The organism is Coleofasciculaceae cyanobacterium, from assembly GCA_036703275.1.
Lineage (GTDB): Bacteria > Cyanobacteriota > Cyanobacteriia > Cyanobacteriales > Xenococcaceae > Waterburya.
Genome location: DATNPK010000020.1, coordinates 61,342 through 79,559 on the forward strand (window position 1 = coordinate 61,342; position 18,218 = coordinate 79,559).

Annotated in this window: 14 protein-coding genes; 8 read left to right on the top strand and 6 right to left on the bottom strand. The window is 40.9% G+C overall.

From position 1 onward, the window contains the following. Window positions 1–19: 19 nt before the first annotated feature. The 3 genes from V6C71_04000 (at window position 20) to V6C71_04010 (ending at window position 3,986) form a co-directional block, all read left to right on the top strand. Window positions 20–1,579 (top strand): gamma-glutamyltransferase, encoded by a 1,560-nt coding sequence (locus V6C71_04000; protein ID HEY9767656.1) that lies wholly within the window; start codon window positions 20–22, stop codon window positions 1,577–1,579. 125 nt (window positions 1,580–1,704) lie between these two features. Further along, window positions 1,705–2,538: a lysophospholipase gene (locus V6C71_04005; GenBank protein HEY9767657.1), complete on the top strand. Its 834-nt coding sequence runs from the start codon at window positions 1,705–1,707 to the stop codon at window positions 2,536–2,538. Between the two features lie 50 nt (window positions 2,539–2,588). Then, window positions 2,589–3,986 carry a 1-acyl-sn-glycerol-3-phosphate acyltransferase gene (locus V6C71_04010; GenBank protein ID HEY9767658.1) on the top strand — a complete coding sequence of 466 codons (1,398 nt, stop codon included), beginning with the start codon at window positions 2,589–2,591 and terminating at the stop codon, window positions 3,984–3,986. Here the strand turns inward: V6C71_04010 and V6C71_04015 are convergent. Further along, on the bottom strand, window positions 3,979–4,929 hold the full coding sequence (locus V6C71_04015) for a hypothetical protein (protein ID HEY9767659.1): 951 nt from the start codon (window positions 4,927–4,929) through the stop codon (window positions 3,979–3,981). The two genes, V6C71_04010 and V6C71_04015, sit on opposite strands and share 8 nt — an antisense overlap. 301 nt (window positions 4,930–5,230) lie before the next feature. Here V6C71_04015 and V6C71_04020 point away from each other — a divergent pair, with 301 nt between their 5' ends. The 4 genes from V6C71_04020 (at window position 5,231) to V6C71_04035 (ending at window position 8,669) form a co-directional block, all read left to right on the top strand. After that, on the top strand, window positions 5,231–5,428 hold the full coding sequence (locus tag V6C71_04020) for a pentapeptide repeat-containing protein (GenBank protein HEY9767660.1): 198 nt from the start codon (window positions 5,231–5,233) through the stop codon (window positions 5,426–5,428). A 168-nt stretch (window positions 5,429–5,596) separates the two neighbouring features. Next, entirely contained in the window at window positions 5,597–5,821 is a 225-nt protein-coding gene (locus tag V6C71_04025; GenBank protein HEY9767661.1) for a hypothetical protein, read from the top strand. Between the two features lie 486 nt (window positions 5,822–6,307). Next, the gene (locus V6C71_04030) at window positions 6,308–7,933 is read left to right on the top strand and encodes a thiamine pyrophosphate-binding protein (protein HEY9767662.1); all 1,626 of its coding nucleotides are present in this window, start codon (window positions 6,308–6,310) and stop codon (window positions 7,931–7,933) included. A 268-nt stretch (window positions 7,934–8,201) separates the two neighbouring features. Then, on the top strand, window positions 8,202–8,669 hold the full coding sequence (locus tag V6C71_04035) for an orange carotenoid protein N-terminal domain-containing protein (protein HEY9767663.1): 468 nt from the start codon (window positions 8,202–8,204) through the stop codon (window positions 8,667–8,669). 116 nt (window positions 8,670–8,785) lie between these two features. Here the strand turns inward: V6C71_04035 and V6C71_04040 are convergent, their stop codons facing one another. The 5 genes from V6C71_04040 to V6C71_04060 form a co-directional block, all read right to left on the bottom strand. Then, window positions 8,786–9,967, bottom strand: a complete 1,182-nt coding sequence (locus V6C71_04040; GenBank protein HEY9767664.1) for a trypsin-like peptidase domain-containing protein — start codon at window positions 9,965–9,967, stop codon at window positions 8,786–8,788. 599 nt (window positions 9,968–10,566) lie between these two features. Then, entirely contained in the window at window positions 10,567–12,456 is a 1,890-nt protein-coding gene (gene ftsH4, locus V6C71_04045) for an ATP-dependent zinc metalloprotease FtsH4 (GenBank protein ID HEY9767665.1), read from the bottom strand. Between the two features lie 290 nt (window positions 12,457–12,746). Continuing rightward, on the bottom strand, window positions 12,747–13,259 hold the full coding sequence (locus V6C71_04050; protein ID HEY9767666.1) for a hypothetical protein: 513 nt from the start codon (window positions 13,257–13,259) through the stop codon (window positions 12,747–12,749). A 77-nt stretch (window positions 13,260–13,336) separates the two neighbouring features. Beyond that, a complete protein-coding gene (locus V6C71_04055) occupies window positions 13,337–13,771 on the bottom strand; it encodes a hypothetical protein (GenBank protein ID HEY9767667.1) in 435 nt (144 codons plus the stop codon). A 104-nt stretch (window positions 13,772–13,875) separates the two neighbouring features. Then, window positions 13,876–14,058, bottom strand: a complete 183-nt coding sequence (locus tag V6C71_04060) for a CsbD family protein (GenBank protein ID HEY9767668.1) — start codon at window positions 14,056–14,058, stop codon at window positions 13,876–13,878. A gap of 403 nt (window positions 14,059–14,461) precedes the next feature. On the opposite strand from V6C71_04060, the gene V6C71_04065 reads away from it, so the two are divergent. Beyond that, window positions 14,462–17,590, top strand: coding sequence for an MFS transporter (locus V6C71_04065; GenBank protein HEY9767669.1), 3,129 nt, complete (start codon window positions 14,462–14,464; stop codon window positions 17,588–17,590). The last annotated feature ends 628 nt before the right edge of the window (window positions 17,591–18,218 follow it).

An 18,218-nucleotide genomic window follows, 5' to 3' on the forward strand; every position in this document is an offset into this window, starting at 1 on the left:
TGGTGACACTAATTTTGATATGCCGCGAAAAGTTATTCTTGCTTCCGATGCCCAAATTGTAGTCGATGCTGGTGCTGCCGTAGCTAATCGAGGAGGTAATGCGGTTGATGCAGCGATCGCTGCAACTCTTAGTTCTATGTGTACCAACTTGGGAATTGTCGCCCCAGGTGCCAGCGGTTTTATTACCATTTGGCGCGAGGGGGAGAACCCGATTGTCATTGATGCCTATGCAGAGATGCCTGGAAGAGGATTAGATTCAATCAAGTTTGGCAGTGGCATGAAAGAAGCCTTTTTTAATTATGGTGGCGGTACGAAGACAATGGTAGGCTATGGTTCGGTGGCTACCCCTGGAATGTTTGCGGGATTAGGTTTGGCGGCAGAAAAATATGGTAATCTTCCTTGGTCAGAAATAGTTGCTCCAGCACAACAACAGGTAAAAGAAGGCTTTCCTCTCTCTGGAGTGGCTGCCGAATATTTTGCCTATACCCATCAGGTTATTTTTGGTTGGCATCCCGATAGTTATCGAGCTACTCATAAAGCCGATGGCAGTCATTTACAGTTAGAAGATCGAGTTTTTATCGCCGAACTGACTCAAAGTTTACAGCTTATTGCCGATCGCGGCGTAGATGTTTTGTATCGTGGCGAGTTAGGCGAGAAAATTACCGCCGAAATTCAGGCTAATCAGGGATTGCTCACCGCTGAAGATTTGGCTCACTATCGAGCCATAGAGCGATCGCCAATTATGCTCGATTTCGGAGATTGGCAAATTGCGACTAATCCTTCCCCCGCTGTTGGTGGAATTGGTTTGGCAGCAATGCTATTGTTAATCGACAAGCGATCGCTACACGAATGGAATGCAGCTACGGTTAGAGAAATAGCCGAGATCCAACAGGCAGTATTGCAGTATCGCAGCAACTATTTAGAAGGAGCAAGCGAGTCAGTTATCGATAGAGAAGCAGCCCGTTTACTAGAATTGGCAGCTCAAAATGACTGGAAGCAGTTAAGTAAATCACCTTCAACAATCCACATTTCAGCCGTCGATAGTGATGGTTTAGCCTGTTCGATCTCCGCTTCCTCTGGATATGGTTCAGGGGTGATGGCTGGAGGTACGGGTTTATGGCTCAACAACTCTTTGGGGGAAATTGAGTTACATCCTCAAGGTTTACATGACTTGTCTCCAGGTACTCGTCTCACTTCTAATATGGCACCAACGATATGTCGGCACTCCGATGGCAGGGTACTGGCAATTGGCTCTCCTGGGGCATCCCGCATTACTACCGCGATCGCTCAAGTCTTATTTAATTTTATTAGTTTAGATATGTCTTTAGAACAGGCAATATTTCATCCTCGACTGCATTTTGAAGTTTTTGATGATACCTCGGCGCTAAAATCACTCGGTAGCGCAATCGCTTGCGAAACTGGAATTAATATAGATGAACTAAGCTTGAATAACCGCCAATTTGAGGGACTTTCTATGTATTTTGGCGGGGTGCAAGCTGCGCTGTATCATCCTACAGATGGTTTGTTTGCTGCTGCGGATCCGCGTCGTACTGGAGGTATTGCTTGGGGGGAAAATTAATTTGCCTAAGATTGACTGCTCACCGACTTAAAAGCTCATAGTTAAGAGCTAATAGCTCTTAAAAGTTTCTCAAGCAGAACAATGTGACTTGTGTGTTCTACTCAACCGAAAAGCGCAGTAAATAAATGATCGATCGAGATAAGGAGAGAACTTTCCAGGGTGCAAACGGAGTGGAATTGTATTATCAAAGTTGGCATCCTCCAGCCTCAGCACGAGCAGTTTTAGCCATAGTTCATGGACACGGTGGGCATAGTGGCATTTTTACCAGGATGGTTGAATATCTAACTGAGCGCGGTTATATCGTCTTCAGTTTCGATTTACGGGGACATGGGCGATCGCCTGGTCAACGAGGTTATATCAATAGTTGGGCAGAATATCGAGCCGATTTAATCGCCTTTTTAAAGCTAATCAAAACCGCAAAACCCAATCTTCCTTTATTTCTTGTCGGTCAAAGTATGGGTGGAACAATTGCTTTAGATTATGCTTTACGAGAATCAAACCAACTACAAGGATTAATTTTAATCTCCCCAGCTTTAGGATTAGGCATTTCTCCCTGGAAATTATTCATGGGTAGGATGCTATCTCGTGTTTGGCCCCATTTTGCTTTAAACGCAGGAATAGATATATCTGCGGCTTCTCGCGATCGCAAGATGATAGCTGCTAACGCTCAAGATCCTCTACGTCATGGTCAAGGTACTGCTAGATTAGCTACAGAATTGCTTGAGACTATTGATTGGGTTAACGCTCATGCTAACCAATTACAAGTTCCTTTATTAATGCTTCATGGTGAGGCAGATCGAGTCACTTTAGCCGAAAACAGTCAAATTTTCTGGGAACGTTCGACCATAACTGACAAAGAAATGCAAAAATATCCTGATAGCTATCACGAACTGCACAACGATCTTAACTACCAGGAAGTACTCGCAGATATGAATGATTGGCTTAAAAGACATTTGTAATTTAGGCGGTCAGAAGTATCAACTAATAACTAATAACTAACAATTAAAATATGCCTCGCGCCCAACCAAAACTAGATTTTATTCCTCCAGCTTTTAATCCTTTCATTCTACGTCTGGTTCATTGGTCACTACCGATTCTACAAAGGCTTCGCTTGCTAGCTTGGTTACCAGCAGGAATTAAAAACATTGAGATAGTTAATGGAGAAACTTTAGTCAAGCTTTACCATCAATTCCAGATTGGCAAAATTCGTTTAATCTTAGCCTTTCGACATTGCGAAGTTGACGATCCTCTTAGTGGGCTGCATCTTTTATCCCGTGGGATACCGAAAATTGCTCGTCAACAAGGCATTGCCTTACAATTTCCCATTCATAGCCATTTTATGTATGACAGAGGCATGACTATTTGGGCTGGTGATTGGCTGGGTTGGTTGTTTGCCCAGATGGGAGGCGTTCCCGTACATCGTGGTAAAACGATCGACTGGCAGGCAATTAAGCAGATAAGAGAATTATTGCTTAATGGTAAGTTTCCTCTGGTAGTTGCTCCTGAAGGTGCTACTAATGGTCATAGTGAAATTGTCAGTCCCCTCGAACCTGGTGTAGCTCAATTAGCATTTTGGTGTGCCGAAGATTTAGCCAAAGCCAACCGAATCGAAAGAGTTGTCGTTGTGCCAATTAATATTCAGTATCATTATCTTAATCCTCAGTGGTCAAAGCTCGATCGCCTGTTAAGTCAGCTAGAAGCAGATTGCGGTTTAGCCAAACAAGCAATAGATAATGCCAACACCAAAAAAGGCGAAGAATTCTATTACTCGCGTTTAATCAGATTAGGAGAATATCTGCTTTCAGAAATGGAACAATTTTATCGTTGTTTTTATCATTGCCACTTACCAGATATATCTCAAGATTCAATTAGTTCAGCCGAAAATCTTACCGATAGACTACAAAAGTTATTAGATGTATCTTTACAAGCGGGAGAATCATATTTTGGTCTGAAAAAAGCAGGGAACATTATTGAACGCTGTCGTCGTCTAGAGGAGGCTGGTTGGAATTTCATTTATCGCCAAGATCGCACCAAATTTAACAATTTATCTCCTCTCAAGCGCGGGTTAGCCGATTGGATTGCAGCAGAAGCAGATTTACGGATGCTGCATATGCGTTTGGCAGAAAGCTTTGTAGCTGTGACAGGTACTTATGTTCGAGAAAAACCTAGTTTTGAGAGATTTGCCGAAACAACCCTGATTTTATTTGATGCCATCTCCAGAATTAAAGGGGTGAAAAATCCCCGTCGTCCTCGCTTGGGATGGCGCAAGTCAACCATAACTATTGGCAGACTAATTGAAGTAAGCGATCGCGCTTCAATCTACAGACAAAATCGTCAGGGTGCAAAACGGGCTGTTGCTCAATTAACCCAAGATATACATCGGGCTTTGCAAAAAATGATTATTTAATCTGAGCATTAACTGTAACTGTGTTCTTTTTTTGAACTCGCCAGCCAGCCTGTGCGCCAACTTTCTTGGCTTTGATAAACATCCAACTACCTCGAACGTAAGAAGTTTCATCGTGATGACAATGAGGTTTAACGCCAATTAGCTGTTCTATTTCATCAGTTGTTAAGATCCAGTTGGCAGCTTCAGCTTTTTCCAGAACATACATATACCAAAGAGGATTTGCTGGTTGCTGCCCTAAAGCTATAGTGGTTTCTAACTTGACTAAAGAATCAGCTATTTTGGTTAGCAGTTGTAATAGTCCTTCATCTTGCTTAATCTGTGGTTGAGAAAATAATAATTGCGATTGTTCGGTTTCTTGGTGGGCTATTATTTCTGAATTGTCTGAAGTAGCTTCAATCGCTGAATCTGGTGGAAGTGAATCCTCATCTAACCAAGGATCGGGAGCAATCTCTTGTTTAAAAGTTGGTTCAAATTGATGATGTTCGATCCAAGTACGATTCAAATCCGCTGCTAAATTATGCAAATAGTTAGCAGTTTCGCGATCTTTTTCTGCCATCTGACTAGCGATTTGGTTCATGACTGTGACTAATTCTGGGCCAATTAAATCTTGATGTGCAGCCAGAATTTCTGGTTCTAAACCTTGACAACTCAGTAAAGCTTGTATCAGTTCGGCATAGGCATTGGTTTTGTCGTTGTTGTCTTTATTGAGAGGAACACTTTCTATCAAGATATGATGTAGTTTCCCTGCCCAATTATGTAGATACTTAGCTGCTTTAGTTTTTCCTTCCATAGCTAAGTGGCTGGCGACTTGTTCCATTACCTCGACCAATCCTAGATTGACCAATTCTTTATGTTGTCGCAACAGGATCCATTCCTCTCCTTTAGGACAGCTTAATAGTCCTTGAATCAAATCGAGATAAGCTTTTAGACTTGGTTTGTTCATTGCTTTAATTGCTGCTTAATAAAGTAATTTATTTAACCTATTTGACCGCGTTTGCAAGGCGTGGCATTCAAGCACCTGAAACGGTGGCTTATGAATTTAGATGACTTTTTGTATCGTAAAAGTTCTAGAGATGAACAATAAAGAATATATTAAAAGTAGTTAGCCTAACCTGACACTTGGATAACAATAGCCATCTCCAATCAATTTACATTCACATTCTTAAATCAATAATTTGAGGAAGTTGTGAAAGTCTAGTAGCTACCAATAACTAAACTACTAACGACTAACAACTAATTAAAGAATGAATGTAGAAACTTTATTACGACAATACGCTTTGGGCGATCGCACAACTGCGTACCCTAAGAATCGCGATTTTAGCAACGTCGAGTTGAACCAAGCCAACCTCATGGGCGCAATGCTAAGTGGTGCATTTTTAGCCTTAGCCAATTTTAAGCAAACAGACTTGAGTGGAGCAAATCTTTCTCAGGCAAATCTCTAAGCAGCTATTTTAGTTGAGGCAAATCTAAGTCGAAAAACTAACTTTGCAGCAACTGGAATTAGTCATTTCTGGTAATAAATAAGAGTGATTTGGAGTGAATCGGACAAGATGCGATTAATTGTCGCATTGATTTAAATAAAATTTTACCTAAAATTTGGGAGAAAAAACATGACTACTATGAATATACTAAAGAACAGACACTTTTGTATCTTTGACTATTTCTTAGATGGTGTTTTTCTAAAATGGGAAGAAATAGAAGGTAAATGTCCCATATTAGTAACTGGACAACAATGGAAGGTTAATCTAGAAGACGGAACAGAAGTTGTTGGCGAAATCATGGAAATTGTATCAATCAGTGAAAATGAATGCAGAATACTGCTCCGTTCTTGCTAAAAAAAATACTTTTTTTATCTTTTTTTAACGCGCGATCGCTTTAAAAACCAAATGCCAACTGAAGTAATTTTGGGGCAATTTGGTCTTTTTTTTTGAGTATTTTAGAGATAATTTATAAATTATTATATGTTCCAAGACAGCTAACTAATATAGACATTGACCAATATAAAAGCGAAATAGCACTCGTATTTTTTTTATAATAATTTTTGTATTAATATCACCAAAGTAAAAAGTAATTTACTAAAATATAAGCAGTTAAAGTTAATTTGTCCTGCCAAAGGTTGCTAAAAAAAATTCAAATTTATTAGTAACAAGCAAATAGCTTTTTTGTTGAAGATACATTAAACTTATTCGGTACACAATCAAATACGTACTTTAGTTGTTGTAGCAGCTATTAATTGAATTTGGGCTTTTTGTAGCTAGAAAGCAGAGAAAAACTCTGTCGTATCTACGCAACTAGTTGACTATTAGGGGAGGTAAATAAATATGCCCCAATTAGCACCATATATTTTTGAACTATTGCATCAACAAGGAGTACAGCACTCCTTTGGTATCCCAGGGGATTTCGCTTTAACCCTTTATGATGCTTTAGCCGAAAGTAAAATTGAACCTATCATCATGACTCATGAACCTGGTGCTGGTTTTGCAGCAGATGCCTATTCACGCATTCGAGGATTAGGTTTAGCTGTTGTTACCTATAGTGTTGGTGGTTTAAATATGGTTAATGCCGTAGCTGGAGCTTACGCTGAAAAATCACCTCTGATCGTTTTGAGTGGTAGTCCTGGTGTAAAAGAAAGACAAGAAAAAAATTTACTGCACCATAAAATAAAAACTTTTGATACACAAAAACAAATTTACGAAGAGATTACGCTTTATGCTGCAATCTTAGACAATCCCGTTACTGCCATAGAGCAAATTCATCGTGCCATAGATTACGCCATAACTTTTAAGCGCCCAGTATACTTGGAAATTCCCCGCGATATGGTCTACGCGGAAATTGAAAATGGAAAACATTTACCCCCACCCGTTAAGCAAACAGATCCTGAAGCTTTAATCGAGGCAGTGACTGAAAGCTTAGCTATGCTGCATCAAGCCAAATCACCAGTGCTTTTAGTAGGGGTAGAGTTACATCGTTTTGGCTTACAAGAAAAAGTATTATCCTTGGCAGAACGATTGGGCATCCCAGTCTGTTCGACTATGCTGGGAAAATCAGTGTTTCCTGAAAGCCATCCTCAGTATAGCGGTATCTATAACGGTGAGGCGGGAGATCCATATGTGCGTAACCTAGTAGAAGAATCAGACTGTTTGCTGATGCTTGGGGTGTTTATGAGTGATATTAATTTGGGTATGTTCAGCGCGCACCTAGAGCCAAAAAATACGGTTTATGTAACTTCTGAACATATTGCGCTCAAACATCATGAATATCCTAACGTGCTGTTTGAAGATTTTGTTACGACTTTGCAGAGCAGTAAAGATTTACCTCACTATGATTCATCCTCGATCGCACCAATGCAACCTAGAGTCGCTCCTGCTGATGGCGCTATTTCCATGAGTGGCGTACTATACGAACTCAATCAATTTATCGATCGCAATACTTTGTTGGTTACCGATGTAGGAGATACTCTATTTGCTGCTAATGATATCAAGATGCAGTCTGGGACATCATTTCTCTGCCCAGCTTTTTATGCCAGTATGGGTTTTGGTGTACCTGGAGTGATTGGGGCGCAATTAGCCGATCCCTTTCGTAGAGCGATCGCCTTAGTGGGAGACGGAGCATTTCAGATGACGGGAATGGAATTACTAACAGCCAAGCAATTAGGTTTGAATCCGATAGTCATTGTAATTAATAATGGCTCGTTTACTTCCTTGCGTTCTATGGCTCACGAACAAGCAGATTTTGTCCGTATTCCCACAATTGATTATGCTCAGCTAGCTATCTTACTTGGTGGAACAGGTTTTGTGGTTGAAACTAGCAAACAACTACATCAGGCTTTGTCACAATCTCGTGTGAGTGAAAGCTTTAGCATTATTGATGTTCGTTTGTTACCTGAAGATATATCTCCCGCATTACAGCGGATGAAAGATCTGTTTGCCAAAACTCTTAAAGGATAAAGATTTTTGGTGCGGGCAGGAGCAACTAGGAATCAAAACCTGCTAGCTATAAACTTGTGAACTACCAGACACCTATCCTAACTTATTCACAAATCCAGTAAAATTTCTAACTTGCGCTGTAGATTCTCAATTTGTTCGCTCAGCAATATCTATCTTTAGTTGATTTAGCCACAATAATTATTTGACTAAGCTAAATAACAACGCAATCAAAACAGTTAACAAGCTAATTTGAATTGCTAAAACATATTGTCAAACATTAAGGTAATTTATGACTTTTATAACTTTAGATAGTGTTCAGCAACCACTAGAAAAATTCAGCGAATTTGATACTGATACCAAACTGGCTTTGCTTTGGTATGGCTATTTAGATCTTAAAGAAAACCTAGAAAATGCTGCGCCTGCCAATGATGTCGAGGCTGTGGGTAATGCCGTGTACGATCGCGTACAAGCTTTGTCTCCAGAAGAACAGCTACAAGCACAAAGAGACATTGCCGAGCAAAAAGATACCCCCATTAGTCAAGAATACGGCGCATTAAGTCCGGCTGGAGCATTAGAATTTTGGCTATTACTAGCTCAAGGAATGGAATCAGGTAAGATCATTAATCTTCCTGAAGATTACAGCCTTCCCGAACAAACCGACGAATTTGTCGAGATGATTAAAAAGCTTGATTTTGAAGAACGGGTTAACTTTACCCGCAACGCTATTGCGCCAATGGGTTTTAAGCCTAACGCTTAAATTTTAACAACCCCCAACCTAATTCCTTATCCTCTGAAAAGCAGGTTGGGGATTGTTAGCCCCGCGACCGAACATTTAACATTGACTGATAAATGATCAATGTTAAATGTTAAATGTTAAGTTGGAGTAGGTAAAGATTGGGGTTTAACGGTTATTTCAATTGTTGAGTCTTGACGATCGACTTCTAACTGAAGCTGATGATCGATTCCATTCTCATCCAGCAATCTTTGTAGCGTTTCCGCTTTGGTTACGGGCTGGCTGTTAACCGATTGAATTACATCTCCTACCTGTAATTTTGCAGCTTCAGCAGGAGAATTGCGAGAAATCGTGGTAATCAGTAGACCGCGCTCGCTGGTAATATCTTGCTTGCGATTGGGAATTTGGTTGAACCTTTGTTTAATTTCTGGAGTCAGCGCAACCATCTCAATACCGATATAGGGATGTTCTACTGAACCTTTAGCAATTAACTGTCGGGCGACTCGGCGAGCAGTATTAATAGGAATCGCAAAACCTAGTCCTTGAGCGCCACCGAGAACCGCACTATTGACGGCGATCGCTTCTCCTCTAGCATTTAACAAAGGACCTCCAGAGTTGCCAGGATTAATCGCAGCATCGGTTTGCATAAAGTCAATTCTTTTATCAGGAATGCCAATATCGCTACTCAAACGATGGGTGGCACTAATTACCCCGACGGTTACGGTTTCTTGTAGACCCAAAGGATTACCAATGGCGATCGCCCATTGTCCCTGTTCGACGCGATCGGAGTCGCCAATAGCTACAGTAGGCAAATCTGGTGCATCCACCTTAATAACCGCAATATCGGTAACAGGATCTTTACCTAATACTCTACCATCGATGATCCGACCATCTTGAAAGGTAACGGTTACGCGATCGGCACGTTCAACCACATGAGCATTAGTTACAATCAAACCATCTGCATCGATCACAAAACCAGAACCGACACCGCGCAACATTGGCACTGGAGAATTACCAGGCGAACCCCCAAAAAAGGGACGCAAAAACACACCCTCCAAAGCTCGAGAAACGTTAATTTGTACCACAGCTGGTTCAACTTCTTTGACTACAGAAGTCACAAAATTATTTACTTCTATGGGCGAAGGGATTAAATTTTGCTCTTTTCTTATTTCTGGAGTTACTTCTTGAATTGATTCTAGTTGGTCTGCTCTAGCAGTTGGCAAAGCAAAAACCATCATGCCGATTACAATTGCTAAGAGCGAAAAAGCAGCGATTAAATTATTAATTGCGCTTTTTAGTAATAGATTTAGCTTATTCTTCATACAATAATATTTATGCCTTTCAACTATTTAGGTTGACAAAAATGAGCAGTTTATTTATCTAGCTGAGGTAAGAAACTGTGGGGTCAGTAATTATTAAACATTAAGCCTTAGCAAGTAGGTTGGGTTGAATACAATGAAACCCAACTTCCACCCTGATGATTCCCTAAATTAAACTTCTTGTAGCAAGTAGCAAGTAGTACCACGTCTAGGCTAAAATGTTGGGTTGGTTTCCCCCAAGGCGAGCGACCCCCTAAAGGGTGAGGCAAATCATGCACGGGCATATCGCCGAAAGGCGTTTATCCTCATTGCGGTAAGGACAAGCACCCACCGCATTGGGTGTTTATCCTCATTACGGTAAGGACAAGCACCCACGGCATTGAGGTGCAAGGACAGAAGTGCGGCTATCGAGTGAATGCGCGAGAAGGGGGTTAGGGGCCCAAAATAATTTTTAATACCCAACAAATTAATCTGAACGCGCTACTACCAAGTCTCTTATTACTTCCTGTAGTTCTCCCGCAAATCCTAACCAACCTATAGTCATTGCCACAAAAAAAGGGCATGTTTGCAAATGCCCTGAGAGAAATTATGACAATTCAAAACTAAGCTAAAACTGTTTGAGATTCTGCTGTATGTTGTTGCGGTAATTCTGCTCGCTCTAGTAAAGAGTGTAATTTTTCTCCTTCAATTACTTCTACCTCTAAAATTTCTTGGGCAATTTGTTCGAGTAAATCCCGATTGTGACCAAGGATATCCAGGGCTTTCTGATGAGCCGTTTCCACAATATCTTTAACCTCTTGATCGATCGCCTTAGCGGTTTCGTCGCTAACCATCCGACGAGGGTTGCCCATTCCTTGACCCAGGAAGTTTTGCTGCCCTTTTTCATATGCTAAAGGACCTAAAACCTCGCTCATGCCATAGGTGGTAACCATTCTTTCTGCTAGGTCGGTAGCCCGCTGTAAATCATTAGATGCCCCTGTAGTGATGCTGTTAAAGACTACTTCTTCTGCTGCACGTCCGCCTAACATAGTTGCAATCTGATCTTTTAGTTCCGATTCAGACATCAAAAAGCGATCTTCCGTAGGCATTTGTAGGGTATAGCCCAACGCAGCCATTCCACGAGGAACAATTGATATTTTGGCTACTTTGCCGCCGCCTGGCATAATTGCACCAACCAAAGCGTGACCAACTTCGTGATAAGCGACAATTTTCTTTTCTTTGTCGTTCAGAACTCGGCTTTTTTTCTCTAACCCTGCTACTACTCTTTCAATTGCTTCATTAAAGTCTGCCTGAGTAACTGATTGTCGTTTATTTCTTGCCGCCAGTAAAGCAGCTTCGTTAACCAAGTTAGCTAAATCTGCCCCCGCGAAACCTGGAGTACGGGTGGCAATTTGTTTGAGATCTACCTCAACATCTAATTTAACCTTGGCTGCATAGATCTCTAAAATCTTTTTACGACCAGATAAATCGGGACGATCTACTAATACCTGACGGTCAAATCTGCCAGGACGCAATAAGGCAGGATCTAAAATTTCGGGGCGGTTAGTCGCAGCTAAAACAATTACCGTGGCATCACCAGCCGCAAAGCCATCCATTTCTGTCAGCAGCTGGTTGAGGGTTTGTTCTCGCTCATCGTTACCTCCAGCAAAACCATTCGCACCACCGCGAGATTGACCAATGGCATCTAATTCATCAATAAAGATAATACAGGGTGCTTTTTGTTTTGCCTGTTCAAATAAGTCTCTAACTCTGGCTGCACCAGCACCAACAAATAATTCGACAAATTCTGAACCAGAGATACTAAAGAAAGATACTCCAGCTTCTCCTGCAACAGCTTTTGCCATCAGAGTTTTACCAGTTCCAGGAGGCCCTACTAGCAATACCCCTTTAGGTATTCTTGCACCTATGGCTTTATAACGTTCGGGAGTTTTGAGAAAATCAACAATTTCAGTTAATTCTGTTTTAGCTTCCTCTACTCCTGCCACATCGTCAAAAGTCACCTTGGTAGAGTCACCGTCTACATATACTTTAGCTTTGCTTTTTGTGAGAGACAATGCGCCCTGCGCTCCACCAGCACTACGACTAATAAAAAACTGCCATATAGCAACAAAGATTAACGGTGGTATAACCCAACCTAAGATATTTCCTAGCCAACCATTTTTGGGAGGTGGTGCAGCAGCAAACTCAACACCTTTCTCTTCGAGACGTTTTGGTAATTCTAAATCAAAAATTGGATTGGTTTTTAAAACTTGTGGTTCTGCTTGGTTTGTCGCTTTAAGTTCATAAACAATTTCATTTTGACCAACAGATGCTTTAGCTACGTTGCCATCTTCCACTTGGTCGATAAACATACTGTAGGGTACTTGAGGAGTTGGCTCGCCAAACAGCTGAGGAAAAAAGAGATTGGTAAATAAAAATATTCCCGATACAATGAATAAAATATTAGAAATATAGCGCGCTCGCGCTCCTGGCGGTTGATTTTTAACACCCATAATTACTGTATTGATATACTTTGCATTTTTATCTATTTTTACGCAGTTCCCAAGTCCTTTGCTCTTACCACAGACGGACTTTTGAAACTCAAGTATTTAACAATAATTAAATTTATTTGATTGCATTTTTATGTATAACCCAATCTACAGCTAATTAAAAATGCGCGTCCAGATTATTAGACAAGGAAAAGTTCACGACATACAGCTAAATATTTTGCTGACGAACATTCCATTTGAAGCCATTTAAACCTAAACGCGCTGCTATATCCTTTACACAATAGCAATCAAAATTAACGACGCAACCATTTTGATGCCACTGCACCCAAAGCTGCACCAACTAAAGGATTGCTGAAGAATTTTAACAAAGCTGGCTGATCCGCCATTACCTCTTGAAAGATATCAGGGTGAGAATGATAGGTAAAGTTAGCTAATTTACTAACATCATCAGCATTCATGCGACTTGCATGATGAGTAGATAAACCTAGCTGTTTCTCTAAATCTTTGTCGCTAAGTCCTCTTTCTTTGAGATGTTTAAAAAACTCTTTGGCTACATCATCTCGTTCGTTTGGTTTAATCTGGGCGATCGCTTGTTGTAATTCGGGTTCCATTTGCTGCGGTGGAACATTATCATGGTGGAAGGCGCGCTTAAATAAACCGTGTCTTTCATCTCTGCTGCTACGATTAGCAAAATCATCAAAGTTATCGTAGCTGTCCTCATTCATAGATGAATTGTCGAGAGATTCGACATTACCACCCGCCAAATCGTTCATTATTTGGTCTTTATACTTGTCACTACTGGACATATCTCGCTCCTTAAATTAGTAATTCAGTAATCAAAATTCTGTAATCAGCCCCGTCAAGCGGGATCGAAATAATTAGATTACCCTTGATACTCAATGTTGTTGGACCGTGCATTATATTTGGCAGTCAATATTCTTTCCTTATCAGGTGCATACATCAAAACGGTTAAATCTTGATTGGGAAAATTCTTGTGAAAACCCATAGTTAATGACTTAGCCAATGTTTTGACTTCTGTTGGTTTAACACGTTCGGCGATTACTATACCTAACTTGTTGTTGTCCCGTACATAAGCGTCTTTAATTAGCCCTTGACTGGTGCTAATTACCCAATCGCCAAACTTTTGCCCAGAAAGACTATCGCCTCGCTCAAGCTGAGTATATGCTTCTGTTCTATCCAAATTTGGACTAGGAATAGTAGCGGTAGGACTAGAAGAACAAGCTGTGGTAGTTGCAACAACTAAAACCAACAGCGTAGTAATAATTAGACGGCGGATTTTATTAAAGGTTATTGCCATAAATATAGCTCCTGTTTTATATCGATAGATACAATGTTTTTTGAATGAAAACAGAGAAGGAAACTATAAAGTTCCCTCTCAATAAACTTAGATATAACTATTTACTAGTCAAGCGCATCTTTTGCTGCATCTTTGGTGTCTTCTACACCGTGTTTAGCAGATGCTTCTGCTTGTTTGGCTTTACCTTTTGCCTGGTCACCTTGGTCTCCAGTCACTTTTCCCAGAGCTTCTTGAGCTTTACCTTCTAGGTTTTTACCAGTAGCCTTGGCTTTATCTTCAGTACTCATAAGAGTTTTCTCCTAAATTTTTCTGTATTTGTTTATACTTAATCAATATAATAAATTTTTGCTGTTAGCAAATCCGCCAAAAGGAATAAATGTTGGGACTTTGATGAATATTCAAGCAAAAATATTCAGAATATCGGTTCGGTGGTTGCGATAATTTATAACCTTAGACATATGACAAAAATGTTTATTATTGATTTAACTGACTTGAATTTTTAAACAATAAGTTGAGCGATAGAATTTACCTATCCAAAGTAAGACGATCGCCCTATAGATATCCATTAACCTAAGGTAAAATAAAGACCATATTCAATTTAGTTGAATTAGTTGAAAATTATTCAAAGGTTCATTCTGCTTTGTTTGTTCGCAAATATTAATTGTTAATTAATTGTTAAAGGAAGAAATCGTGTTCTATAACGAAATGATGCTGTTAGCGCAGCAAGGGGTAATAGTCGAACCAGAAAGGAACCTGGAGGCTATACAAGATACATCTTTTATATTTAATGGACCACAGTTTTTTGCAGCCTTGATTGCAGGTGTTGTTTTAGCCTTTGCTTTTCAACTGCTATTTACTAATTTAGGCGTTGCTGCTGGAATCTCGATGGCTGGCGGTAGTTCTAATTCTAGTTCTTCATCTTCATCTAGCCACGCTCATCACGATCATGATGACAATTCTGGAGGATTAGGCAGCACGATCAAAAAAATTGGCTTTGCGTTAGGATTAGGCACGCTGATCAGCGTCAGTTTAGCTTTATTTATAGCTAGTTTCTTAGCGGTAAAATTAGGTCTATTTGTTGCACCTCTTTCTGGAGCCATTGTCGGTTTAGTTATTTGGGCAACTTTCTTTGCTCTAATGATGTTTTTTAGTTCTCGAGCAATTGGCTCACTGTTAGGTTCAGTAGCTAATACTGCCACTTCAGGAATACAGTCTATTTTAGGTACAGCTACGGCTGCTTTGGGTGCTGGGGCAGCGAGCAAACAAGTGGTCAACACGGCAGAAGCTGCTGCTGCTGCGGTAAGAAAAGAATTGGGAATGGCAATTGACCCCGTATCTATGCGTGAGAATGTGGAAGACTTATTACAGTCGGTCAAACCCGCGGGACTAGATATCAATAAAATTGCTCAAGACTTTGAACGGTTACTAGATGACGAAAATCTACATGAGGTTGCTGACAGTAACAGCCTCCGTAGTATAGACCGCAATACTTTTATTCAGTTAATTAGCGATCGCTCTGATATCTCGAGAAGCGATGCTGAACGTATTGCCACTAAACTTGAATCGGTCTGGAACAAAAATGTAGGTAAATCTAGTCCTTCAAGCGATCCTGTTAGTAAATTTGCCAACTATCTTAAGTCGGCTACTAAAGAACAGCTTACTGGGACAGAGTTTGGCGGTAAACTGAATTCTCTGGTTGGTGATCTGGGTAACAATCGTCAATCGCAATCTGGCAATCCTCTAATGAGAGCGGCCACTTCTTTCGGTGCCAGCGGCTTAGCTAGCATAGTTATGGGACGTAGCGATTTATCAGATTTTGACGTTGACAAAATTGTCGCTCAGCTCAAGCAACTTAGTGGAAAATTAGGCGAGCAAACGGACAAGGTAGCGTCCCAAGTAGGATTAAAAGAAGCTCCTCAAACTACGATCAAGAAAGACATTAATTATTATCTAGTTAATGCTTATCCTTGGCAGCTCAAGCAAGCTAATTTAGACCGAGAATTTCGCGATCTAGTCTACGATCCCGCTGCCGATCCTCTAGCAGTAGCCAACGAACTAAGACAAATTAATCGTAGTTACTTTGTAGATATCCTCAAGCAAAAAGGTCTGTTGTCGCAGTCTCAGATTCGCAACATCGCTAATATTTTAGAGACAATTCGTTTAGAGGTAATCACAGCTGCTGAGGCTGCACATTCACGAGAAAAAAGTATTGAGCTGATGGCGGAAGTAGAAGAATATTTGACTACTACTCCCAAAGAAGACTTTACTCCCGAAAAAATTCAATTTGAATTTAAGGCAATTCTCGAAGACTTTAATGCCAGCCACGAACAGCTAAGTATTCGTTTAGCGGTTTTGGATCGTCCTACTTTAGAAAGAATGCTAGAGTTGCGCAATGACATGAATGGAATTGAAGTCTCGACGATCGCAGGAGAACTCGAAATAGCTCGCGATCGCGTCCTGGAAGACTCTGAAAAAAATCTCGGTCAAGCTCAAACTTTAGCCAATCGACAGTGGTTACAGGTGCAATCTTATCTGAGAGATACGGGTAAAGGAGAACTCAATCCCGAAGGTATCAAGCAAGAATTGCAACTGTTGCTAAATGACCCCCAAGCAGGAAGTTCAGCTCTAAGAGCAAGATTATCTCACTTTGATCGCGATACCTTAACTCAGCTACTGGCTCAACGTCAGGATCTATCAGAAGATCAAATTGAAGACGTATTAGACAGCATTGAAGGCATTTGGATGCGAGTCATTACTGCGCCACAAAAGTTAGCTGGTAAAGCTCAAAAGCAATACGACCAAGCGACTTCTGCCATTGCCGATTACCTCCGCAAAACTGGTAAGCCAGAATTGAACCCCAAAGGTATCGAACGGGATCTAACTTTACTATTTAATAACCCTAAACTAGGTTCTAAGGCTGTTCGTCAGCGTTTAGCAGCAATGGATCGCGATACTTTGGTTCAGCTATTAGCGCAACGCCAAGACTTGAGCGAAGACGATGTAAATCAAGTCATCAATGATATACAGTCGACTCTAGGCAGTATTGTTAAAGCACCACGTCGTGCAGCAATTAGGACACAAGAGAAGGTTCAAGACTTCCAAAGCTCGATCGCCGATTATCTTCGTTCTACCGACAAGGCAGAATTAAGTCCTAGTGGAATCCAGCGAGATGTACAACTACTGCTCAACGATCCTCGTGCTGGCGCAGAAAGTCTAATGGACAGACTATCTCACTTTGATCGCTCTACCTTAGTAGCCTTATTGACGCAACGAGGAGACATTTCGGAAGAAGACGTAAACAAAGTAGTAGACCAAATTTTGGCAGTTAGAGACAACGCTATGTCTCAACTTCAGAAAGTTCAAGATGTCGTCAAGTCAGCAATAGATCGTGTACTGGCAAAAGTTAAGGCATATCTTGATAGTTTAGATCGTCCTGAACTAGCTTATGCAGGCATCAAAAGAGATATTAGTGTTTTGTTTGACGATCCTCAAGCTGGCTTTTCTGCCTTAAAAGACCGCTTCTCTAGCGTTGACCGAGATACTTTGGTGGCAATTATGAGTTCTCGCAAAGATATTTCCGAAGCCGATGCTAATCGGATTATCGATCAGATTGAAAGAACTCGCGATCGCACTTTACAACGTGCCGAACGTATCCAAACTGAAGCTGCGATGCGCTTAGAATCTGCCAAGAAACACGCCGCAGCGCAGGTCGAAGAAACTCGTAAAGCTGCTGCTACTGCCTCCTGGTGGTTGTTCCTCACTGGTCTAGTCTCCGCTATCTCTGCAAGTATTGCAGGTATGCTAGGAGTAGTTGGATAAGTTTATTACGACAATTCATCGAGCCTAAAGACGTAGTTATCAGCTACGTCTTTTTTTTTGATTAATAGAAGACAAAAACCCTGTAGGTAATACTAAATTCTGTTGAAATACACGATTAAAAATTGAGTGAAGTAATAACAAACTTGGTAGTAGTGCATCCAGATTAATTTATTGGGTATTAAAAATTATTTTCAGCCCCCTACCCCCTTCTCGCGCATTCACTCGATAGCCGCACTCCTGCCCTTGCACCCAATGCGGTGGGTGCTTGTCCTTACGGCAATGAGGATAAACACCCAATGCGGTGGGTGCTTGTCCTTACGGCAATGAGGATAAACGCCTTTCGGCGGCGATATGCCCGTGCATGATTCACTAAAGTACTCCTAAAGGACGACGCGGTTCCTTTAAGGGCGCGGGGTCGCTCGCCTTGGGGGAATAGCCCAGCATTTTAGCCTAGACGCGCTCTTTTGGTTGGGTTTCACGCTTTGTTCTACCCAACAAAGTCTTTTACAGCAGTTTTATGATTGGATAGACCACATTAATTTGTTTAAGTAATAAGTAATAAGGAAAAAACTCATTACTCGTTACTCGTTACTTATTAATTCAGCCCGAAGGGCTTGGTAATTGTTGG